Consider the following 21,778-nt stretch of genomic DNA (forward strand, 5'->3'; position numbering starts at 1 on the left):
CCTGCGCCGTTCGGAGCACATCCCGCCGCCACCCCGCCCGACCGTCCGGACGAACCCGCGCAACCGGCCCGGAAAGGCCCGGAAAGGCCCGGAAAGGCCCGGAAAGACAGCAGGCCCCGCCCGGTCGGACCGGGCGGGGCCTGCTGCGATGCCTCTGAAGGTCAGCTCGCGGCCGGGGCCGAGGAGGAGCTGCTGCTCGACGAGGACGACGAGGACGACGTCGAGGACGAGGACGAGGTCGAGGAGCTGGAGGTCGAGGAGGACGAGGCCACCGAGCTGCTGGAGCTGGAGCGGCTGTCGGTGCGGTAGAAGCCGGAGCCCTTGAAGACCACGCCCACGGCCGAGAAGACCTTACGGAGCTTCCCCTGGCAGTCGGGGCACGTGGTCAGCGCGTCGTCGCTGAACTTCTGCACCGCCTCGAGGCCGTTGCCGCACTCGGTGCACTGGTACTGGTACGTGGGCACTTTCCGCTTCCTCCTGCACTCCCCCTGGCACTCTCACGCTATGAGTGCTAACGACGGTCCATGATGCGCCATTCCGCTGATGGAGTCCAGCGGCTCAGCCGTGCCGGGCGGCGCCGGCGGGCTGTTCGACCGCGCCGCCGCCCCTGGCCACGGTACGGGCGGCGGCGGCCGGAGCGAGCAGCAGGCCCCGCATCGTGACGAGCGCCACCAGGCCCAGACCGGAGCCGATCAGCGGGACGGTGAAGCCCAGCGAGGGCCCGGAGTGGTCGATCAGCTGCCCGGCGGCGGTGGAGCCGACCGCGAGGCCGAGGCCGATCGCGCCGGTCAGCCAGGTGAACGCCTCGGTCTTGGCGCCGTCCGCGACCAGGGTCTCCACCAGCGTGTAGCCGGTGATCAGGGTGGGGGCGATGGCCAGGCCGCAGAACAGGCCGGCGATCGCCAGCGAGACCAGGTTCGGCATCGCCCACAGGGTGGAGCAGCCGAGCACCAGCAGCGCGTAGCAGGCGAGCATCCGCTGCCGGGCCGAGCTGCGCCAGGGGATCAGGCCGTAGAGCACGCCGGCGACCATCGAGCCGGCCGCGAACAGGCCGTACACCGCGCCGCTGAGCCCCGGGGTGCCGGCGTCCTCGGCGAAGGCGGTGATGGAGACCTGGAGCGCGCCGAAGACGGTGCCGAGGCCGAGGAAGCCGCCGGCCAGCAGGCGCACGCCGGGGGAGGCCAGCGCGGAGGCCTGGCGGCGGCCGGGCGCGGCGGGGCCGGTGGGGGCGGGGGCGGTGCCGCGGCGGGCGGCGAAGAGCAGGCCGCCGAGCACGGTGAGGGCGGCCTCGACGATCAGTCCGGCGGACGGGTCGACCGCGGTGGCGACTCCGGTGGCCAGCACCGGGCCGATCACGAAGGTGAACTCGTCGGTGACGGACTCGAAGGCGAAGGCGGTGTTGAGCAGCGCGGGCTGCTCGTTCAGCCGGTGCACCCAGCGGGCCCGCACCATGGCGCCGACCTGCGGCACGGATGCGCCGGCCGGGGCGGCGGCGAGGAACAGCGTCCAGTCGGGGGCGCCGGCGTGGGCGAGCGCGATCAGCGTGCCCACCGCGGCGGCGTGCACCAGGACGGCGGGGACCAGCACGGCGGCCTGGCCGTGCCGGTCGGCGAGCCGGCCGGTCTGCGGGCCGATCAGGGCCTGGGCGACGGCGGCGGTCGCGGCGACCGCGCCGGCCAGGCCGTAGGAGCCGGTGGTGTCGCGCACCAGCAGCACGATGCCGAGGCCGAGCATGGCGTACGGCAGTCGGGCGACCAGGGCGGGGAGCAGGAAGGTCCAGGCGCGGGGGGTGCGCAGCAGGGCTCCGTAGCCGCTGCGGGCGGTGGGGTCGTCGACCGGTCGGCGAGCCGCCACGGTCGGTCCTCTCTGCTGCCTGGTAGCGCGGGACCGGGCACGCAACTGGAACCGGGACCGGCGCCGAGAGTCGTCCTCTCGCGCGTCGACCGGGGTTGTTACCGGGCCCGGCACCAGGGGGTGCCTCGGGGCCCGGCCGCCGAGCGGTCGCGCCGACTCTGCATCAGGCAGATGCGGGGAATCGGGTTGTCAGCCTTCGAGTTTAGCGGTTCAGCCCGCTTTCCTTCTGGGAACGGAAGGTGAAGCTTCCGCATTGTGCAGCCAGCCGGCCAGCTTGCCGCCCAGGTCGACGGCGCGCAGCCGGCGTTCGGCGGCCTCCGAGACCTCGTCGGTGGTGACCACCAGCAGTTCGTCGCCCTCGCGCAGCACCGTCGTCCGCTCCGGCACGAAGCTGGAGCCCTCGCGGACCACCAGGGTGACCGCCGCGCCCTTGGGCAGGCGCAGTTCGGAGACCTCGACGCCGGACATCCGGGAGCCGGGGGCCAGCTGCACGGACAGCAGGTGGCCGTGCAGCTTCTCCAGGGGGGCGGACTCGATGTCCAGGTCCTGGCCGATGTCGCCCTCGCCGATCTTCAGCCAGCGGGCGACCATCGGCAGGGTCGGGCCCTGGAGCAGGGTGAAGACCACGACCAGGATGAACACCACGTTGAACAGCTGTTCGGCGTCGGCCGCGCCGGACACCAGCGGGATGGTGGCGAGCACGATGGGGACCGCGCCGCGCAGTCCGGCCCAGGACAGCAGGGCCTGCTCCTGCCAGGGGATCCGGAACGGCGTCATGCTGACCATCACCGACAGCGGTCGGGCGACGAACACCAGCACGGTGCCGGCCACCAGGCCGGGCACGATCGCCGAGCCCATGCTGGCCGGGGTGACCAGCAGGCCGAGCAGCACGAACATGCCGATCTGGCCGATCCAGGCGAGTCCGTCGGCGAAGCCGCGCACCGCGGGGCCGTGCGGCAGCTTGGAGTTGCCGAGGATCACCGAGGCGAGGTACGCGGCCAGGAAGCCGGAGGCGTGCAGCAGCGCGCCGCCCGCGTAGGCGAGCACGATCAGCCCGAGCACCGCGATCGGGTACAGGCCGGAGGAGGGCAGTGCGATCCGGCGCATCGCGTACGCGCCGAGCTTGCCGACCGCGAGGCCGACGGCCGCGCCGATCGCCAGCTCCATGGCGATGGTGCCGAGCAGCACGTACCAGGAGTCGAGTTCGCCGGCGGTGGCGAAGGCCACCACCAGGATCACCACGGGCGCGTCGTTGAAGCCGGACTCGGCCTCCAGCAGGCCGGTGAGGCGCTTGGGCAGCGGGACCGTCCGCAGCACCGAGAAGACCGCGGCGGCGTCGGTGGAGGAGACGATCGCGCCGAGCAGCAGCGAGGTGCGCCACTCCAGGCCGACCAGCCAGTGCGCGCCGGCGGCGGTGACGAACACCGAGACGGCGACGCCCACGGTGGCGAGCACGGCGGCGGCCGGGACGACCGGTTTGATCGCCTTCCAGCTGGTTTTGAGTCCGCCCTCGGCAAGGATGACCACCAGGGCCGCGTAGCCGAGGACCTGGGTGAGTTCGGCGTTGTTGAAACTTATGCCGATGCCGTTCTGGCCGAGGAGGACGCCGATGCCGAGGTACAGCAGCAGCGACGGAAGCCCGGTTCGGGTGGAGAGCCGGACGGCTCCGACGGCGACGAGCAGGATGACGGCGGACTCGAGAAGCAGCTCGTTCAGGTGGTCAACGGTCACGCAGGGGCACCTCTGGCAGGGAAGGGGCGGCTGACGGATCGTTACTCAGTCTAACATTTTACTTGATCTTTACGCTAGTCCCTCCTTTCCTCCCGGCCCGGTAGGGTCCGAACGGGCCGGTGGAGCCCCGGCGGTGTCCCCCGTGCACAGCTGCCGGTGCTGTCGCCCTAATGTGGTGACCTGTCACCGCCGCACGCTCCCTCATACAAGGACTCGGATGCCCCGCTCGAAGAAGTTCCGGCGCGCACGTCTGATCGTGATGCTGCTGGCCGTGCTGCTGGTGGCGGGTCTGGCCGGCGGCGGCTGGTGGGCGGTGGACACCGTCCGCTCCTCGTTCCCGCAGGTCAGCGGCACTGTCAAGGTGCCCGGCATGTCCGCTCCGGTGGACGTGGTGCGTGACGACAAGGGCATCCCGCAGCTGTACGCCGACACCGACGCCGACCTGTTCCGCGCCCAGGGCTACGTCCAGGCCCAGGACCGGTTCTGGGAGATGGACGTCCGACGGCACATCACCTCCGGCCGGCTCGCCGAGATGTTCGGCTCCAGCGCGGTGGAGAACGACAGCTTCCTGCGCACCATGGGCTGGCGCCAGGTCGCCCAGAAGGAGTGGGACACCCAGCTGTCCGAGGACACCAAGCGCAACCTGACGGCCTACACCGAGGGCGTCAACGCCTGGCTGGCCGAGCACCCCGGCGGGGCCGGCGCCTCGCTCGAGTACGCGCTGCTGGGCGCGGTCAACTCCGGCTACAAGCCCGAGAAGTGGGACCCGGTCGACTCGGTGGCCTGGCTGAAGGCGATGGCCTGGAGCCTGTCCGGCAACATGCAGGAGGAGATCGACCGCTCGCTGCTGACGCAGAACTTCAGCGCCGAGCAGATCGCCCAGCTCTACCCGGACTACCCGTACGACCGCAACGGCACCATCGTGAAGACCGGCAAGCTCGGCGCGGACGGCACCTACACCCCCGGCGAGGGCGTCACCGCGCCCGCCCCGGCCGGCAGCACCACCCCGGCGAGCAGCTCCCAGGCCCGGGCCGTGACCGAGCAGCTGCTCGGCGACCTGTCCGACAAGGTCGGCGCGCTGCCGCAGCTGCTCGGCCCCAACGGGCAGGGCATCGGCTCCAACTCCTGGGTGGTGGCCGGCACCAACACCACCACCGGCAGGCCGATGCTGGCCAACGACCCGCACCTCGGCCCCGGCATGCCGTCGATCTGGTACCAGATGGGCCTGCACTGCCGCAGCGCCTCCAAGGCCTGCACCTACGATGTGGCCGGCTACACCTTCTCCGGCATGCCCGGCGTGGTCATCGGCCACAACAAGGACATCGCCTGGGGCTTCACCAACCTCGGCGCCGACGTCACCGACCTGTACCTGGAGAAGGTCACCGGCCCCGACACGTACCTGCTCGACGGCAAGGACACCAAGTTCAACGTCCGCAAGGAGACCATCAAGGTCGCCGGCGGCGAGGACCGCACCATCACCGTCCGCACCACGCAGGACGGCATGCCGATGATCTCCGACCAGTCCTCCGAGGAGCAGAAGGTCGGCAGCAACGCGCCCGCCGGCAACGCCGCCCCCGACCGGGCGACCGGCTACGGCGTCGCGCTGCGCTGGACCGCGCTCGTCCCCGGCAAGACCATGGACGCCGTCTTCAAGCTCGACAGGGCCACCGACTTCGCCTCGTTCCGGGGCGCCGCGCAGGACTTCGCCGTCCCCGCGCAGAACCTCATCTACGCCGACACCAAGGGCAACATCGGCTACCAGGCCCCCGGCCTGATCCCGGTCCGCGGCAAGGGCGACGGCCGCTACCCCGCCCCCGGCTGGGACTCCGCCTACGCCTGGAACGCCAACTACCTGCCGTTCAAGTCGCTGCCCTACGCGTACAACCCGCCCGAGGGCTACATCGTGACGGCCAACCAGGCCGTCGTCGACGAGACCTACAAGCCGATGCTCACCAAGGACTGGGAGTACGGCACCCGCGCCAAGGCGATCACCGACCAGATCCAGGCGAAGCTGAAGAACGGCGGCAAGATCTCCCTGGACGACATGCAGTCCATGCAGCTGGAGAACACCAGCGTGCTCGCCAAGGACCTCGTCCCGCTGCTGCTCCAGGTCAAGATCGACGACCCGTACGTGCGCGAGGCCCAGGACCTGCTGAAGAACTGGAACTACCACCAGGACGCCGACTCGGCCGCCGCCGCGTACTACAACGGCGTCTGGCGGGCCCTGCTCACGCTCGCCTTCGGCCAGAAGTTCCCGGCCGACCTGCGGGTCGAGGGCGACTGCCTGCTGGTCCGGCAGAAGCGCGACAACACGCTCCCCGACGACGCGCTCGGCGGCGCCGCGCAGGCCGTCACCGAGTGCGGCACCCGCAAGCCCTCGCTGGCCCAGCCGGACGGCGGCGACCGCTGGACCGAGGTCGTCCGCCAGCAGCTCACCGACCCCAAGTCGCCGTGGTGGGACTACATCGACTCCAACCACCAGCAGCAGCACGGCCTGAACAACCTGCTCGCCGAGGCGCTCAAGGACGCCCGCCAGGACCTCACCTCCCGGCTCGGCAAGGACATCTCCACCTGGAGCTGGGGCCGCCTCCACCAGCTGACCCTGCAGGAGCCCACGCTCGGCAGCGACGACTCCTCGATCGCGTCCCCCGCGATCCGCAAGCTGCTCAACCGGGGCCCCTTCAAGGTCTCCGGCGGCAGCGCCGCGGTCAACGCCTCCGGCTGGAACGCCGCCGCCGGCTACGACGTCGACTGGATCCCCTCGATGCGCATGATCGTCAACCTCGACGACTTCGACGCCTCCCGCTGGATCAACGTCGGCGGCGCGTCCGGCCACGCCTTCCACGCCAACTACAACGACCAGACCGAACTCTGGTCGAAGGGCGAACTGCTCCCCTGGGCCTACACCAAGGACGCAGTCACCAAGTCCGGCAAGAACACCCTCACCCTCACCGCCGGCTGACCCCGGAACCACCGCCGGAGGCGGACTCCCCGACAAGGGGAGTCCGCCTCCGCCCGTTTCCGGGCCATCCACCTCCTGCGGTTCCTCTTCTGCGTTTGTCGGGTCTGGGTTCGCGGAGCGGATCGTCGGGGTTTCTCGGGTCAGGTCGGGAAGCGGGTGATGGCGTCGGGGGTGATGACGGCGTGGACCGGGTGGTCGTGGGGTTCGGCGGGGACGGTGGGGAGGAGTTCGTGGGGGTAGAGGAGGGTGGCGAGCAGGGGGTGGGCGTCGGCGCGGGCGAGGCGGGCCAGGACGCGGTCGTAGGAGCCGCCGCCGCGGCCGAGGCGGATGCCGCGGGCGTCGACGGCGAGGCCGGGGAGGAGGACGACGTCGGCGGTGCGGACGGCGTCGGGGCCGAGGCGGTCGGCAAGGGGTTCGAGCAGGCCGCGGGTGGCGGGTGCGAGCCGGGCCTCGCTCTCGTAGGGCGCCCAGTCGAGGTCGTTGTCCGGCAGCAGGACCGGCAGCAGGACCCGCGCCCCGGCGGCGGCCAGCGCGGCCAGCAGCGGGCGGGTGCCGGGTTCGGAGCCGACCGAGACGTACGCGGCGACCGTGCCGCCCGGCGGGACCAGCGCGGCGGCGTGGGCCGCCAGCCGCTCGGCCGCGGCGGCGCGCTGCTCCGCGGTGAGGGCCCGCCGTTCGGCCAGCAGCCGTGACCTCAGTGCCGCCTTGTCGTTGGACAACTGATCCGCAGACACCATCCGTATCCCTTCGGCTCCGTCATGCACAGTGACACGAGCCTGACACGTCGAGGCCGCCGCATGTCCACCCCGCTCCTGCTCCAGGCCCTGGCCGTGCTCGGCGCGGCCACCCCGGTCGCCGCCGGCGTCACCGCGCTGCGCCGCCGCCGGGCCGGGGCCGCGGTCGGCGGCAGGGAGGCGGAACTTCTGGCGAAGATCGCGGAACTCACGGCCGAACGGGACGAGTTGAGCCGCACCGCGTCCTGCGACCCGCTCACCGGGGTGTGGAACTACCGGCACCTCCAGCTCACCCTGGACCAGGAGATCGAACGGGCCCGGCGGGCCGAGGCGACCGCCGCCGAGCCGCGCCCGCTGTCGGTGCTGATGGTGGAACTCGTCGGCTTCGAGGCGCTGGTTGCCGAGCACGGCAGGTCCCGCGCCAACGGCATGCTGCGCGACCTCGCCCAGCGGCTGGCGGTGGAGATCCGCAGCTGTGACACGCTGGGCCGATACGGCGGCGAGGAGTTCCTGGTGCTGTTGCCCGACACCGCCCCGGAGGGCGCCGCCCAGGTCGCCGAGCGGCTCTGCTGGTCGGTGCGCAGGCACCGGCTGACGGACCGTCACCCCGGCGAGCCCGCCGATCCGGAGGCCCGCAGCGGGCTGACCGCCGCGATCGGCCTGGCCGTGCTGCCCCGGGACGGCGCGCACGCCGCCGTCCTGCTGCGGGCCGCCGACCGCGCACTCGCCGAGGCCAGGGCGGCCGGTGGCGACTGCTGGCGCCCCGCTCCGGCCGGACCGTCCCCGTCGAGCGGTCCGGGGGCTTCACCGCTGCCCGGTAGGGTGTCTCCCGGCCCCGGCGGGGAAACCCTCACTCCGCACGCGACCACCGTCGGACCCCACGCGACCGGTGACCGGCCCTGACCACCGATCCTCCGCCTCTCAGCCGGGCGGAACATTTGCCTTAGTAAGGTCGACGCATGACGAACACGCACGCCCGCACGGCGGTCACCAAGGCAGTGGTCCCCGCTGCCGGCCTCGGTACCAGGTTCCTCCCGGCCACCAAGGCCACGCCGAAGGAGATGCTCCCGGTCGTTGACAAGCCGGCCATTCAGTACGTCGTGGAGGAGGCCGCCTCGGCCGGACTGTCCGACATACTGATGGTCACCGGCCGCAACAAGCGTGCGTTGGAAGACCACTTCGACCGCGCCTACGAGCTGGAGGAGCTGCTCACCCGCAAGGGCGACCACGACCGGCTCCGCCGCGTCCAGGAGTCCGTGCAGCTGGCGAACATGCACTACGTCCGCCAGGGCGACCCGAAGGGTCTCGGCCACGCCGTCTCGGTCGCCGAACAGCACGTCGCCGGCCAGCCGTTCGCCGTTCTGCTCGGCGACGACCTGATCGACCCCCGGGACCCGCTGCTGGCCCGCATGATCGAGGTGCAGCAGGAACTCGGCGGCTCCGTGGTCGCGCTGATGGAGGTCGACCCCGCGCAGATCCACCTGTACGGCTGCGCCGCCGTCAAGCCGAACGGCTTCGGCGAGGACATCTTCCAGGTGACCGACCTGGTCGAGAAGCCCGACACCGCCGACGCCCCGTCCAACTACGCGGTCATCGGCCGCTACGTGCTCGACCCGTCCGTCTTCGACGTGCTGCGCGACACCGCGCCCGGCCGCGGCGGCGAGATCCAGCTGACCGACGCGCTGCGCGAGCTCGCCACCCGCGACGAGAGCACCGGCGGCCCGGTCTACGGCGTGCTGTTCAAGGGCCGCCGCTACGACACCGGCGACCGCGCCGACTACCTGCGCGCGATCGTCCGGCTGGCCGCCGAGCGCGACGACCTCGGCCCCGAATTCCGGAGCTGGCTGCGGCAGTTCGTCGCCACCGAGATGCAGGGCTGACCCACCACGAAGGCGAGTGTGAGGCGATGACCGGGAAGCACGACCCCTGCGGAGAGGGCGCCGGCTCCCCGGCCTCGCCGCGCCTGTGGAGCGTCGACGAGCACCTCGCCGACGTGCTCTTCGCCGCGGCCCCGTTGCCGCCCATCGAACTCCGCCTGCTCGACGCGCAGGGCTGCCGGCTCGCCGAGGACGTGCGGGCCGGCGCCGACCTGCCGCCGTTCGACAACAGCTCGATGGACGGCTACGCGCTGCGCACCGCCGACACCGTGCGCGCCACCGAGCAGTACCCGTCGGTGCTCGCGGTGGTCGGCGACATCGCCGCCGGCGCCGGTGAGCTGCCCAAGGTCGGCCCCGGCCAGGCCGCCCGGATCATGACCGGCGCCCCCGTCCCGCCCGGCGCCGAGGCCGTCGCCCCGGTCGAGTGGACCGACGGCGGCACCGGCACCGGGCAGGCCGCCGACGCGATGGGCGGCGGCGCCGAGGCCGACTTCGGCGACGAGGTCCGGGTGCTGCGCCCGGTCGCGGAGGGCGCGTTCATCCGCCGCCGCGGCAGCGACGTCACCGCCGGGGACACCGTGCTGGAGGCCGGCACCGTGCTCGGCCCCACCCAGCTGGGCCTGCTGGCCGCGATCGGCCGGGCCACCGTCCGGGTCCGCCCGCGGCCCCGGGTGGTGGTGCTCTCCACCGGCAGCGAACTCGTCCAGCCCGGCGAGGAGGTCGGCCCCGGACGGATCCACGACTCCAACTCCTTCACCCTGACCGCCGCCGCGATCGCCGCCGGCGCGGTCGCCTACCGGGTCGGCGGCGTTCCCGACGAGGCGTCAACCCTGCGGGCGGTGCTGGAGGACCAGCTCGGCCGGGCCGACCTGATCGTCACCAGCGGCGGCGTCTCGGTCGGCGCGTACGACGTGGTCAAGGAGGTGTTCGCGGACTACGCCGGGGTGGACTTCCGGCGGCTGCGGATGCAGCCCGGCAAGCCGCAGGGCTACGGCCGGATCGGCGGCGACCGGGGCGTGCCACTGCTCGCCCTGCCCGGCAACCCCGTGAGCGCGTACATCTCGTTCGAGCTGTTCGTCCGCCCCGTCATCCGCACCATGCTCGGCGCCCCCGACGTGCACCGCCCCGTGGTGCGCGCGGCCACCACCGCGTCACTGCGCTCCCCGGCCGGGCGGCGGCAGTACCTGCGCGGCCGGTACCGTCCGGCGGACGGCACCGTCAGCCCGGTGGGCGGCGAGGGGTCGCACCTGGTCGGGGCGCTGGCGCAGGCCGACTGCCTGATCACGGTGCCCGAGGACACCACCGCCCTGCCCGCCGGGAGCGCCGTCGATGTGGTCCTTCTCACGGACTGACCCGGACGGGGCGGTACGGTAGCGCGAGATTCGCACCGTGTTACTGGAGCCCATTCGTGACCGACACACCCCCCGGCGACCGCCTCACGCACGTCGACCACACCGGCGCCGCCCGGATGGTCGACGTCTCCGAGAAGGCCGCCACCACCCGGGTCGCGGTGGCGGCCGGACGCGTCCGGGTCGCCCCCCGGGTGGTCGAACTGCTGCGCGGCGAGGGCGTTCCCAAGGGCGACGCGCTCGCCGTCGCCCGGATCGCCGGCATCATGGGCGCCAAGCGGACGCCCGACCTGATCCCGCTCTGCCACCCGATCGCGCTCACCGGCACCACCGTCGACCTGGCGGTCACCGACACCGCCGTGGAGATCACCGCCACCGTCCGCACCGCCGACCGCACCGGCGTCGAGATGGAGGCGCTCACCGCCGTCGCGACCGCCGCCCTCACCGTCATCGACATGGTCAAGGCCGTCGACAAGGCCGCCGCCATCGAGGACGTCCGGGTGCTCAGCAAGACCGGCGGCAAGAGCGGCGACTGGGTGCGGGAGGACGCCCGATGAGGGCGCTCGCCGTCACCGTCTCCAACCGGGCCGCGGCCGGCGTGTACGAGGACCGGGGCGGGCCGCTGCTGGTCGCCGGCCTGCGCGAGCTGGGCTTCGCGGTCGACGGCCCGACGGTCGTCCCCGACGGCGACCCGGTCGAGGCCGTGCTGCGCGAGGCCGTCGCCGCCGGGTACGACGTGGTGCTCACCACCGGCGGCACCGGCATCTCCCCGCAGGACCTCACGCCCGAGATGACCGCCCGGGTGATCGACCGCGAACTGCCCGGCATCCCCGAGGCGATCCGCGCGTACGGCCGGGAACACGTCCCCACCGCCGTGCTCTCCCGCGGCCTGGCCGGCTGCGCCGGGCGCACCCTGATCGTCAACCTGCCCGGCTCCACCGGCGGCGTCCGCGACGGCCTCGCCGTGCTCGCTCCGCTGCTGCCGCACGCCGTCGACCAGTTGGCCGGCGGCGACCATCCGCGAGCCGCGGGCGGTGCGCACTGAACGCGGGCTGGTCGGTCGAACTGGCCGAGGGGGACATCGTGCTGCGGCCCATCCGCCGCCGCGACCAGGCCGAGTGGCAGGAGGTCAGCCGGCGCAACCGGGAGTGGCTGCGCCGCTGGGAGGCCACCGTCCCGCCCGCCCCGCCCGGCCGCGCCCCGCTGCCCCGGCCCACCTTCCGGCAGATGGTCCGCTACCTGCGCGCGGAGGCCGCCGCCGGCCGGATGCTGCCCTTCGTGGTGCTCCACCGCGGCCGCCTGGTCGGCCAGTTGACCGTCGGCGGGATCACCTGGGGCTCGATGTGCTCCGCCAACGTCGGCTACTGGGTGGACGAGGCGGTGGCCGGCCGCGGCATCACGCCCACCGCCGTCGCGCTCGCCGTCGACCACTGCTTCCGCGACCTGGGACTGCACCGGGTCGAGGTGTGCATCCGCCCCGAGAACCGGCCCAGCCGGCGAGTGGTGGAGAAACTCGGCTTCCGCTCGGAGGGAATGCGCCCCCGCTATCTGCACATCGACGGCGACTGGCGCGACCACCTGGTCTACGCGCTCACCGCCGACGAGGCCGCCGACGGGCTGCTGCGGCGCTGGCGCGCCCTCAGGAGCAGCCCTCCACAAGGGAATTGAATGCATGTTCGAATAGTTGATATCAATCTGGCATCGGCGGGTCGCCGGGGGCCGGGCGAGCCGTCACAAATAGCGGCAAAATAGTCTGAGAATCAGCTTGATCGCACGACACGCCGTCCCAAATTGCTGCAGCGCCTTACCCCGCGCCCGTACCGTGTGAAACGTGAGCAGCAGCGGCCTTATCTACGCGGTCATCGTAGGGGCCTGGGCCGCCTATCTGGTGCCGATGTGGCTCCGCAGGCAGGACGAGCTCAACGAGTCGCGTCCGACGGAACGCTTCAGTACCGCGATCCGCCTGCTGGCCGGGCGATCGGCCATGGAGCGGCGCGCGGCCCGAGCCCTCGGCGAACAGACCGCCGACCAGCAGCACCCCGCCGGTGAACCGGACGGGGCCCTCGACGACCCCGCGGACGTGCCCACCCGGCCCGCCGCCGCGGTCCCGGCGGAACCCGCATCCGAGCCCGAGCCCGAGCCCGCGCCCGAGCCGGTCGTGCCTGCCAGGCCCGCCGAGCCCGTCGCGCCTGCGGCGGTGGCGGGGGCGGAGCGGGCCGGGAAGCGCGAGCGCGACCGGGGCGAGCAGGACGAGCGGCGCTCCGCCGAGCGGCGGGCCCGGCTGCTGGCCAGACGGCGACGGATGGTCACCCTGCTGTTCCTCGCCTTCGCACTCGGCGCGGTCGTCGCTGCGGTGGCCGGCTTCGCCTTCCTCTGGGTGCCGGCCGTGCCCGGCATCCTCCTCACTCTTTACATCGGACACCTGCGCCGGCTCGAACGTCAGCGCTACGAAGTCAAGTTCGACCGGGCGCGGGCCGCGCAGGCCGCCGAGCGGCTGCGGGAGCGCGAGCGGGCCCGGGCGGCCGAGCCCGTCGCGACCGCGCCGCACCCCGTCGACGTGGCGACCGAGCCCGCCACTCGGGCCAGCGTCCTCGCCGACGCCACCGAGCACGAGGAGTGGGTCGACGGCGTCCGGGCCCGGGCCGCGGCCGGCCCCGACTCCTGGGAGCCCGTCCCCGTCCCGCTGCCCACCTACGTCACCGCCCCCGTGGCCCCCCGGGTCACCCGAGGCCTCGACCTCTCCGCCCCCGGCACCTGGGACTCCGGCCGCCCCGCCACCCCGCTCTTCGACCAGTACGGCGAGCCCGGCCAGCAGGCGGCCCAGGAGTACCGGCCGCCGCGGGCCGCCAACGAGTAGCCCGCACCCCCGGACGCCCCGCCACCACGTCGTGCGCGGGGCGTCCGCGCTTTCCGGCGGCAGCCGATCGGAAGTGCGGTCGAAGAGGCGGCCGGAAGTGCGGTCGAAAGCGGCCTCGAAAGCAGGCTCGAACGTCCAGTCACCGGGCCCCCGCGACCATGGTCATGAGTACCCCTCCAGGGGTGATAGAGTTCTTCTTGTTGGGGCTGTGGCGCAGTCCGGTAGCGCACCTCGTTCGCATCGAGGGGGTCAGGGGTTCGAATCCCCTCAGCTCCACCCAACAGCTGTTCTCGAGTTAGCTCGAGAGCGGTTGACGAAATCCCGTCCGATCCATGTGATCGGGCGGGATTTCTGCGTTGTGCGGGCTTGTTCGAGGCACTGTCCGAACTCGGAGGGCCTGCAGGTGTGGTGGCCGGCGGTCTGTGGCGGTGGTTCGGAGGTGAGCCGGGGTGCGGATGGCATGCCGAGGCCGCCGCTGGACGGACGACCAACGGCGGCGTGGGGATGAGGTTTTCGGGAGGCGGGGGACAACTCGTCAGCGGGGTGGTGGCGGTCGTCCGTTCGGTGTGGCGGCAGCCGGGATGAGATCTCCGCTGTCTTCGGCGGGGTAGTTGGTCTCCGGTGGTTGTTCGCCGGTTGTGCGGTGCCAGTCGTCGAGGATCTGCAGGTTGATCATGCAGATCATCAGAGCGACGAGGGTGGTTTGTGCCGTGCGGCCGTGAGCGAGACGCTTCTTGGGCTCGGAGATGTCGATGCGGTGGCCCTTGGCGCGGCCGTTGAGGCCTTCGTTGTTGGCCCGGACGGGCCGGTAGGCGTCGTGCCAGGCGGAGCTGAGGTAGCGCCGGTCTTGGCGGAACTTGTCGAGTTTGCCCAGGTCGCCGGGGTGGAGGGTGACGGTCGGTTTGCGGCAGATCCTCGGCAGCTCGCTCGGGGCCGGTGGCGGCCCTCCGCTTCGCCGGGCCCCGCCCGCACCCCGGGCGGCAGCGGCGCGAGGCTCTGGGACACCCTTCCGTCCCAGCTGTGATTCACGTCACTTCCGGCGGCTCGGTGCAGCACTCGGCCCCGTTCCGCCGTCATGGGGGCAGTGATCGGGACGGGACGAGGAGAGGAGGTCGGCGGGTGAGGTTTCGCAGGAGCGGTCCGGGCAACGGATTCACGGAGTTCGTCGCACAGCGGTCGGGAGCGTTGTTCCGCACCGCGTATGCGCTGACCGGTGACGTGCACGTGGCCGAGGATCTGGTGCAGGAGGCGCTGGAGCGGGCGTGCCGACAGTGGCGGAAGGTCGCGGTGGCGGACTCGCCGGAGGCGTACGTGCGCAAAGTGCTGGTCAACCTGGCCAACGACCGCTGGCGGCGGCTGTCGCGCCGGGGCGAGAGCCCCGGGCTGTCGGGGGTGCCCGAGACGGCCGACCCCCGGGACCGGTTCGGGCAGGTGGATCTGCGCGCGGAACTGATCGAGGCACTGCTCGGGCTGCCGATGGGCATGCGCAGCGTGGTGGTCCTGTACTACCTGCACGATCTGGACGCCCGGCAGGTCGCCGACGTCCTGGACATCTCTTCGAGTGCGGTGAGGTCCCAGCTCGCCCGCGGCCTGACCAAGCTGCGCGATTCCGTATCGGGCGCCCAGGCGCCGCACACGCCGTCGGCCGCTTTCGGAGGTACGAAGTGAGGAACACGTCGTCTGGACCGGCCCCGTTCGAGCCGGGCCTCGAAGCCGAGCTGCGTGCCGCGGTGGCCTCCTTCGCCGACGGGCCGACGGCGCCGGTCGTCGACGCGGCCGCGATCGAGCGAGCCGTCAGCCGCAGCCGCACCCGCCGGGCGCTCCTCGGCGCCGCAGCGGCGTGCTGCGTGCTGGCGTGCGCCACGGTGGGGTTCTTCGCGCTGAAGCCCGTGCCGCTCGCGCCCGGCGCCTCCCCGTCCCTGTCCCCACCGGCGAACGGGGCGTGCACCCCGCTCGCCACCGGCGCCCCCAAGAGCGGAAGCGGCGATGCGACTCCGACACAGCGGCAGGAGCAGACCGCGGGAGCGGGCATCGCGCTGCCGGACCTGGCCGGCATGCCGGTCGAACAGGCCGAAAGCCTGCTGCGCGGACTCGGACTGGGCTGCACGGTCATGCAGCACACGGACTGGAACGCTCCTGCCGGGCAGGTGATCAGCAGTCAGCCCCGGGGCGGCGCAGAACCGGTGGCACCGGGCTCGTCCGTCCTCCTGCTGGTCTCGACGGGCAAGCCCGGCAGAACCTGAGCGACCGGGCCCTTCGGCCCGCGCACCGGCCGAATGACCCAGGGGCCGGTGCCGGGCAGTCCGTCGACCGCGGCGCACCGGCCGGACGCCCGCCCCTCCGGACCGCGGCGAGCGTCCCACGGCTCAGCGGCGGGTCGATCCACAGGTCGCAGCCGATCAGCTCGTCGCCGATGCCCTCACAGGCGCCGACCTGGACAACGCCGAGGTAGAGACACCGGCCTTCGACCCGGACCGCAAGGTGGACCGGCAGCCCCACGGCGTCCGACAGGTGGGTGGTGAAGGGCATCGGGCCCATGAGCCGCGTTCCGACAGGCTCCGGTACAGGGCCCATCAACCGGAACTCCCCGGCGTTCCACACCCCGCTCACCGCAGGGTCGTCGCCGGCGTCCGCAACGATCGCCGTGCCCGACGCGCCGAGGGCCACCACGGCCCCCGGCACTGGAAACACCCGTACATCGGGGCCGACGAGGCTCAGCAGCGCATCTTCGTCGACCATGTCCAAGCGGGCGAGTGGCATCCGCGGAGCCCGCCCGGGAGACGATCACAGCTGATGCGGGAAGCGATCTGCGACACCCGCAGATCACTCCTGGCCGGTGCCGGCCGTGAACAGCACACCGGCAGAAGCCGCGTCCGGATGGTCCGGGCGGGGCTTCTTGCGTTCGGGGCGGGGGTCCGCCGGTTCGGCCGGTACCGCGCGGCGGGTCGGAAGGCGTGCTGACGGAGGGTGGTGCGCAGGCTACCGTTGGGCGCGTCGGGTGGAGGGTGCAGACGGCGCACACGGTTCTGAGGGGTGGGCATGATCGATCCGCTGTCGGTCTCGGCGGTGACGGGGGTGCTGGGCGCGGTCGGGTCGGCGGTGGCCGGGGAGGCCGGGAAGTGGGCGTGGGAGTCGGTCGGCAACCTGGTTCAGCGGGTGACCGGCCGTCAGCTCGCCGCGCCCGCCGGGGCCGAGGAACGTGAGGAACTGGCCCGGCTGCTGGTCGAGGGCGCCCGGCGCGACCCGGCCCACGCCCGGGCGCTGGCCGCCTGGCTGACCGGCCTGGCCGGCGGGGAGGACGAGCCGGGCGGCGAGGTGCCGCGGCTGCTGCCCGCCTCCACCCGGTACTTCACCGACCGCAAGGGGCCGCTCGCCGCCCTCGACAAGGAAGCCGGACGGAAGGCCGACGGTCGGCCCCGGCAGGTGCTGCTGCACGGACCGGACGGCATCGGCACCAGCGCGATCGCGATCCACTGGGGCGGCCGGGAGGCCCACCGCTTCCCCGACGGCCAGCTGTACGCCGACCTGCGGGCGGCCGGACCGCAGGGCGCGGCCGACCCGGCGACCGTGCTGCGCCGCTTCCTGCAACGGCTCGGCGTGCCCGCCGACCGGATGCCGGCCACTGTCGAGGACCGGGCCGAGCGGTTCGCCCAACTGCTCGCCGGCCGACGGCTGCTGGTCGTCCTCGACCACGCCCGCTCGGCCGCCCAGGTACGGCCGCTGCTCACCGCCGCCCCCGGCGTGGTCACCGTCGTCACGGCCCGCCGTCCGCTGGCCGGACTGGACGCGCTGAACATCCCCGTCGGCCCGCTCGCCGACAAGGACGCCCGCCGCCTGCTCACCGACCTGGCAGGCAAACACGCCGTCAGCGCGGCCAAGGCAGCCCTGCCCGGGGTGCTGGAGCGCTGCGCCGGCTCGCCGTTCGCGCTGCGGGCCGCCGCCCCCGTGCTCGGCGACGCCGCGCCGCGGGCGCTCGTCGGGACGTTCCCCGCCGATCCGGTGCAGGCCGCGACCGCCGACCGGTACGCCCGACTCGGCCCGAACGCCGCGCTGGTGTACCGGCGTTGCGCACTGCGCCCGTGGCCCGCGATCGGCCCGGCCGCGGCGGCGGCCGCCACCGGCCTGCCGGAGCCGGAGGCCGCCGAGGCGCTGGACGAACTCGCCGCCGCCGGACTGCTGGAGACCGCCCTCGACGGCCGCCACCGCTACCGCCCGGCCGTCCGCCGGCACGCCGAGGAGCTCGCCGTCCGGGAGGACGGCCTCGCGGCCTGCGCCACCGCCGTGCGGCGCACCGTCGACCACTACCTGCGGCTGGCCGTCCGCGCCGACTTCGCGGCGCTCCCGCAGCGCTGGCACCTCGGCCCGCTGTACGCGGAACTCGGCCCCGACGGCTACCCGGGCGAGGCCGAGGCGCTGGCCGCGCTCGGCGCCGAGCTGCCCAACCTGGTGGAAGCCGTGGGCGCCGCCGAGGAATTCGGCGCCCCCGAGGTGGTCTGCCAGCTGGTCGAGGCACTGTGGGCGGTCCAGCTGAAGGCCGGCCGCCACGACGAACTGCTGCCCGCCCTGCGGGCCGGCACCCGGGCCGCAGCCACTGCCGACGCCCGGACGGCGGCCCGGATGCACGTCCAACTCGCGCTGGCACTCACCGAGTTGCAGGAGTACGACGAGGTCGAGCAGCAGCTGGTGCTGGCCGCCGACGCCGAGCGGGCGGACGGCCACCTGCGCGGGCAGGCCACCGCCGTGGAGACGCTCGGACTGCTGAGGCTCCGTCAATGGCGGTACGTCGAAGCCCTGGAGTGCTTCGACGGAGCTACCGCGCTGCTGGACGGGATCGGCGCCGAGGACAGCGGGCAGGCCGACCTGCCACGGGCCCGCGCCCTGCTCGACCGCCACCGCGGCCGGGCGCTGCGCGGCTCGGGCCGCTTCGAGGAGGCCCGGGCGTCGATCGAACGGTCGGTGGAGTTCTTCCGCGGCACCGGCGAGGCGTACAACACCGCCCGTGCGCTCACCGACCTGGCGCAGACCCTGGTCGACCAGGGGAACGGGCCGCAGGCGCTGCCGCTGCTGGACGAGGCCGAGGCGCTGCTGGCGCGGGGCGGCGCGGTGTTCCAGCTGATGCCGATCACTGTGCTGCGCACGCTGTGCGGTGACGGGGGCGCGTGACCGTCGTGCGGCGGGTGGTGGTGTCGGCCGGGGTTGGGGCCGGGCAGGTCGGCGCGGTGGTTGGGTGTCGGCGGTGCTGCGCACGCACTGCGGTGGCGGGGGTGAGTGGGGCCGCACGGCGAGGGTCGGCTGGATCGGGGCGGGGCGGGGCGGGGCGGCCGCGGTGGGGACGTGTGCGGCGTGTGTGGGCGATCGGTTCGGGGACGGCTCGGGCTTGGCTGGTTGGGCGTCGGCGGTGCGTCGCGTGGTGTGCGTTGTGTGTTCGGGGGTGTCAGTGGGGCCGGGTGACTGTCACCCGGTGGACTGCTCCGCCGGTGCGGACCGTCAGTACTCCGGGGGAGGGGGTGGCGGCCAGTAGCGCGGAGGCGGCGGTGATCGGGTCGAGGCCGTCGAAGTCGGAGCTCAACTCCAGTGCTGCGCCGGAGCGGTGGAGGGCCGTGCCGGTGGTGGGGCCGGTGGCCTGGACGGCCAGGGTGCAGGCGTGGTGGCGGGACAGGGTCTGTTTCGCCCAGGCGAGCGGCGGGCCGAGCCGGGGGTCGTTCGCGCTGCCGTGCCGGACGATCACGTCGGCGAGGGTCAGTACGCCCGGGTCCAGGGTGTCCTCGTGCACGACCAGCTGCCCGGTGCCGGGGCCCTCCGGTTCGTACCGGGGGCCGGCGAACCGGCGTATCTCGACCGTGCCGTCGCCGAGGTCACGGGCCAGCACCCGGACCGGCGCCGTCACCACGGGCGGCTGGTGGTCGGGCAGCAGCAGTGGGTCCAGCAGCGCGGGTGCGGTCGGTTCGGGAAGGCCGAGGAAGCGGTAGAACAGCGTGCGGAGCAGTCCGGCCGACTCGCCCGGGCGGGACGTGGTCAGCTCGGCCGGCCCGGCGGGCACCCGGCCCCGGTCGAGCAGCTCCGCCAGCTGCGGGCCGAGCGCTGCGTGGAGGTCGAGCTTCGGGGCCTCCCGGACGAACGCGGCGACCTGTGAGTCGACGTCAAGAACGGACCGTCCGGCGGCGGCCAGCACCACCGGGGTGCCGAGCGCCGCCGCGTAGTAGCTCACCGACCCGAAGTCGCCGATCACGGCGTCCGCGGCGATCAGCGCCTGCCGCCAGTCCGCGACCGGGTCCACCAGGGTCACGCCCGCCCGGCGCGCCCCGTCCAGCCACAGCCGGACCTGGCCGGGCCCGTGGCCGTGCCACACGTTGGGGTGCAGCACCACGGCGACCCGGTACTCGTCCAGCGGCAGCTCCGGGAGTCGGGACAGCAGCAGCGGCAGGACGTCCTCCGGCCCGCCGTCCCCGAACATCGAGGTCGGGTTCCAGGTCGAGTTCAGCACCAGCAGCCGCTGGCCGGAGCGCACCCCGAACGCCCGGCGGAACGCCTCCCGGCGCGGCCGGGCCGCGAGGATCCGGTCGAAGCACGGATCACCGCCGAGCACCGCCGTGCCTGCCGCCTCCGGGCAGGCCGCCGCGAGCCGGTCGAGCTGATCGGGATGGGACAGCACCAGCGCATCGGCGATCGGCACTCCGTCGTGGAGCAGCCACTCCGGCGACATCCCGAACGTCGGCGCTCCGGCCCCGGTCCCGGCCACAACCCCGGCCCCGGGCTCCCCGGCGTCCGGCGTCCGGCGTCCGGCGTCCGGCGTTGCGAGCCTTTTATTGTAGCCAACGCCGTGCGAAAGGACGGTCAACGGGCCTTTGAGTTCGTGGAGTTGGCCGCCGAAGCTGGCGGAGACCGCCAACTCGGGCGCGAGGTCGAGGGCCTGTTCCCAGGGGACGACCGGGATGCCCAGTGCGGCCAGGAGTTCGGACAGGCCGGAGCGGAACGGCGAGCTGCCGGGGCAGGTGGCCAGCAGCTGGATCCGCAGGTCGTCGCGGAACACCCCGACCACGTCGAGCAGCCGGGTCGCCGAGGTGACGTTGTGCACCACCAGCAGGACCCGTCGGCACTCGCCCCGGGTGGCCCACCGGGCGGAGTCGTCGCCGACCGGCACCCTGATCCACTCGCCCAGCAAGCCGTCGCCTCCGTGATCGCTCCATCAGCCGTCCCGGCAGCTTAGCGATCACGGGGACGCCGGCGGCCCGGTTCCGCCGACGGCCTCGGTCCGTAAGGGGCCGCGGGAGGTTGTCGAGTGCCTACTGGCGCAGCAGCAGGCGGAGTCGCGGGGCCAGCAGCGGTCGCAGCAGGCGGGCGACCGGGGGTGCGGACAGCAGCAGGGTGAGCGCGGCGGCCCCGGCGGTGAGGGCGAGTTGGCCCGTCGGGGAGCCGAGGAACGCCCCGGAGTACGTGCCGCGGTGGACCAGGGCGAGTTGCAGGAACGGGTGCAGCAGGAAGGCGGACATGCCGGCCGCGCCGAGCGCGGTGAACCAGCTGCGGCGGGTGGGTGTGAGTGCGAGGAAGGCCGCGCCGAGCAGCGCCCCGGCGGCGTTCACGGCCAGCGAGAGGACCGCCCAGTGCAGGTAGCCGGTGTGCAGGCCGGCGGCGCTCGCGCTGCGGTACAGCCACAGCGCGTCGAGGCGCGGCACCGCCCAGTACGCGGCGACGGCGGCACACGCGAACAGCGGGACGGCGATCGCCCGCAGGGTGCGGTTGCCGCGCAGGGCGAGCACCCGGTCGCGGTCGAGGGTGAGACCGGCGACGAAGAACGGCAGGAACTGCAGGGTCCGGCCGATCGAGAGCTGCGGGGTCAGCGGGAGCGCCCCGGCGAGCAGCGAGATTGCGACGGCGACGGTGACGGGCGCGCGCAGCTGCCGCCACAGCGGGGCGCTCAGCCGCCACAGGAACAGCGACAGCAGGAACCAGGTGACCCACGCGGGGGTGAGCAGGTCCAGGGCGAACGGGCGGCCGTTCAGCCAGGCGGTGTACCCGCCGAGCAGCGTCGTCCACAGCAGGTAGGGCACCAGCACGCCGCCGATCAGGCGGTTCGCCTGCTGCGGCCGGGCGGTGAAGGACCGGGAGAACCAGCCGGAGACGAACACGAACACCGGCATGTGGAAGGCGTACACCAGCAGGTACGCGGCGTGCACCGGTCGGTGTCCGGGCTGTCGGGCGAGCGGCTCCCAGAAGTGGGCGCAGACCACCAGGATCAGGGCCAGCAGCTTGGCGTTGTCGAAGAACGCCTCCCGGCCCGGACCGTTCTGGCGGTCGCTCTGCCGTTCGCCGTCGACGGGCGGCGGCGGTGACGGCAGGGGCGGCGGTTCGGCGAGCAAGGGGAACTCCGAGGTCAGAGGGTGGGGGACAGACCCTCAGGACTCTACGATCCCGGC

Annotated in this window: 18 protein-coding genes and 1 tRNA gene; 12 read left to right on the forward strand and 7 right to left on the reverse strand. The window is 73.4% G+C overall.

Features of this window, described 5'->3' with window-relative positions:
• Positions 1-161: 161 nt before the first annotated feature.
• From ACIQF6_RS10535 to ACIQF6_RS10545, 3 genes are all read right to left on the reverse strand, one after another.
• Positions 162-464: an FmdB family zinc ribbon protein gene (locus ACIQF6_RS10535; protein ID WP_400892690.1), complete on the reverse strand. Its 303-nt coding sequence runs from the start codon at positions 462-464 to the stop codon at positions 162-164.
• A gap of 94 nt (positions 465-558) precedes the next feature.
• Positions 559-1,854: an MFS transporter gene (locus tag ACIQF6_RS10540; RefSeq protein ID WP_400892692.1), complete on the reverse strand. Its 1,296-nt coding sequence runs from the start codon at positions 1,852-1,854 to the stop codon at positions 559-561.
• A 210-nt stretch (positions 1,855-2,064) separates the two neighbouring features.
• Positions 2,065-3,585: a potassium/proton antiporter gene (locus ACIQF6_RS10545; protein ID WP_400892694.1), complete on the reverse strand. Its 1,521-nt coding sequence runs from the start codon at positions 3,583-3,585 to the stop codon at positions 2,065-2,067.
• A gap of 217 nt (positions 3,586-3,802) precedes the next feature.
• Between ACIQF6_RS10545 and ACIQF6_RS10550 the strand changes: the two genes are divergently transcribed.
• Positions 3,803-6,547 (forward strand): penicillin acylase family protein, encoded by a 2,745-nt coding sequence (locus ACIQF6_RS10550; protein ID WP_400892696.1) that lies wholly within the window; start codon positions 3,803-3,805, stop codon positions 6,545-6,547.
• Positions 6,548-6,687: 140 nt separating this feature from the next.
• Here the strand turns inward: ACIQF6_RS10550 and ACIQF6_RS10555 are convergent, their stop codons facing one another.
• On the reverse strand, positions 6,688-7,284 hold the full coding sequence (locus tag ACIQF6_RS10555; RefSeq protein ID WP_400892698.1) for a 5-formyltetrahydrofolate cyclo-ligase: 597 nt from the start codon (positions 7,282-7,284) through the stop codon (positions 6,688-6,690).
• Between the two features lie 60 nt (positions 7,285-7,344).
• On the opposite strand from ACIQF6_RS10555, the gene ACIQF6_RS10560 reads away from it, so the two are divergent.
• The 8 genes from ACIQF6_RS10560 to ACIQF6_RS10595 all read left to right on the forward strand — a co-directional run bounded on the left by ACIQF6_RS10560 (position 7,345) and on the right by ACIQF6_RS10595 (position 13,640).
• Complete coding sequence (locus tag ACIQF6_RS10560; protein WP_400892700.1) at positions 7,345-8,184, forward strand: GGDEF domain-containing protein; 840 nt, start codon at positions 7,345-7,347, stop codon at positions 8,182-8,184.
• A gap of 56 nt (positions 8,185-8,240) precedes the next feature.
• The gene (gene galU, locus ACIQF6_RS10565) at positions 8,241-9,161 is read left to right on the forward strand and encodes a UTP--glucose-1-phosphate uridylyltransferase GalU (RefSeq protein ID WP_400892702.1); all 921 of its coding nucleotides are present in this window, start codon (positions 8,241-8,243) and stop codon (positions 9,159-9,161) included.
• A 26-nt stretch (positions 9,162-9,187) separates the two neighbouring features.
• Positions 9,188-10,510, forward strand: coding sequence for a gephyrin-like molybdotransferase Glp (gene glp, locus ACIQF6_RS10570; protein WP_400892704.1), 1,323 nt, complete (start codon positions 9,188-9,190; stop codon positions 10,508-10,510).
• Between the two features lie 116 nt (positions 10,511-10,626).
• Positions 10,627-11,064, forward strand: a complete 438-nt coding sequence (gene moaC / locus ACIQF6_RS10575) for a cyclic pyranopterin monophosphate synthase MoaC (protein ID WP_043916743.1) — start codon at positions 10,627-10,629, stop codon at positions 11,062-11,064.
• Positions 11,061-11,552 (forward strand): molybdenum cofactor biosynthesis protein B, encoded by a 492-nt coding sequence (locus ACIQF6_RS10580; RefSeq protein ID WP_400892706.1) that lies wholly within the window; start codon positions 11,061-11,063, stop codon positions 11,550-11,552. Before moaC ends, ACIQF6_RS10580 begins: the two co-directional genes overlap by 4 nt.
• Positions 11,553-11,587: 35 nt before the next feature.
• Positions 11,588-12,175: a GNAT family N-acetyltransferase gene (locus ACIQF6_RS10585; RefSeq protein WP_400893880.1), complete on the forward strand. Its 588-nt coding sequence runs from the start codon at positions 11,588-11,590 to the stop codon at positions 12,173-12,175.
• A 163-nt stretch (positions 12,176-12,338) separates the two neighbouring features.
• Positions 12,339-13,364 carry a gephyrin-like molybdotransferase receptor GlpR gene (glpR, locus tag ACIQF6_RS10590; RefSeq protein WP_400892708.1) on the forward strand — a complete coding sequence of 342 codons (1,026 nt, stop codon included), beginning with the start codon at positions 12,339-12,341 and terminating at the stop codon, positions 13,362-13,364.
• A 202-nt stretch (positions 13,365-13,566) separates the two neighbouring features.
• A tRNA-Ala gene (locus tag ACIQF6_RS10595) sits at positions 13,567-13,640 on the forward strand.
• Positions 13,641-13,899: 259 nt separating this feature from the next.
• Here the strand turns inward: ACIQF6_RS10595 and ACIQF6_RS10600 are convergent.
• Positions 13,900-14,040 carry a hypothetical protein gene (locus ACIQF6_RS10600; RefSeq protein WP_400892710.1) on the reverse strand — a complete coding sequence of 47 codons (141 nt, stop codon included), beginning with the start codon at positions 14,038-14,040 and terminating at the stop codon, positions 13,900-13,902.
• 443 nt (positions 14,041-14,483) lie between these two features.
• Between ACIQF6_RS10600 and ACIQF6_RS10605 the strand changes: the two genes are divergently transcribed.
• The 3 genes from ACIQF6_RS10605 to ACIQF6_RS10615 all read left to right on the forward strand — a co-directional run bounded on the left by ACIQF6_RS10605 (position 14,484) and on the right by ACIQF6_RS10615 (position 18,527).
• Positions 14,484-15,032, forward strand: a complete 549-nt coding sequence (locus tag ACIQF6_RS10605; RefSeq protein ID WP_400892712.1) for a SigE family RNA polymerase sigma factor — start codon at positions 14,484-14,486, stop codon at positions 15,030-15,032.
• Positions 15,029-15,607, forward strand: coding sequence for a PASTA domain-containing protein (locus tag ACIQF6_RS10610; protein ID WP_400892714.1), 579 nt, complete (start codon positions 15,029-15,031; stop codon positions 15,605-15,607). The genes ACIQF6_RS10605 and ACIQF6_RS10610 overlap by 4 nt, the downstream gene beginning before the upstream one ends.
• A gap of 796 nt (positions 15,608-16,403) precedes the next feature.
• Positions 16,404-18,527 carry a tetratricopeptide repeat protein gene (locus ACIQF6_RS10615; protein ID WP_400892716.1) on the forward strand — a complete coding sequence of 708 codons (2,124 nt, stop codon included), beginning with the start codon at positions 16,404-16,406 and terminating at the stop codon, positions 18,525-18,527.
• Positions 18,528-18,798: 271 nt separating this feature from the next.
• Here the strand turns inward: ACIQF6_RS10615 and ACIQF6_RS10620 are convergent, their stop codons facing one another.
• Positions 18,799-20,526 (reverse strand): hypothetical protein, encoded by a 1,728-nt coding sequence (locus ACIQF6_RS10620; RefSeq protein ID WP_400892718.1) that lies wholly within the window; start codon positions 20,524-20,526, stop codon positions 18,799-18,801.
• A gap of 121 nt (positions 20,527-20,647) precedes the next feature.
• Positions 20,648-21,721 (reverse strand): acyltransferase family protein, encoded by a 1,074-nt coding sequence (locus tag ACIQF6_RS10625; RefSeq protein ID WP_400892720.1) that lies wholly within the window; start codon positions 21,719-21,721, stop codon positions 20,648-20,650.
• Positions 21,722-21,778: the final 57 nt, after the last annotated feature.

Origin of the sequence: Kitasatospora sp. NPDC092948, assembly GCF_044754805.1 — a bacterium.
In the GTDB taxonomy this organism is placed as follows: domain Bacteria; phylum Actinomycetota; class Actinomycetes; order Streptomycetales; family Streptomycetaceae; genus Kitasatospora.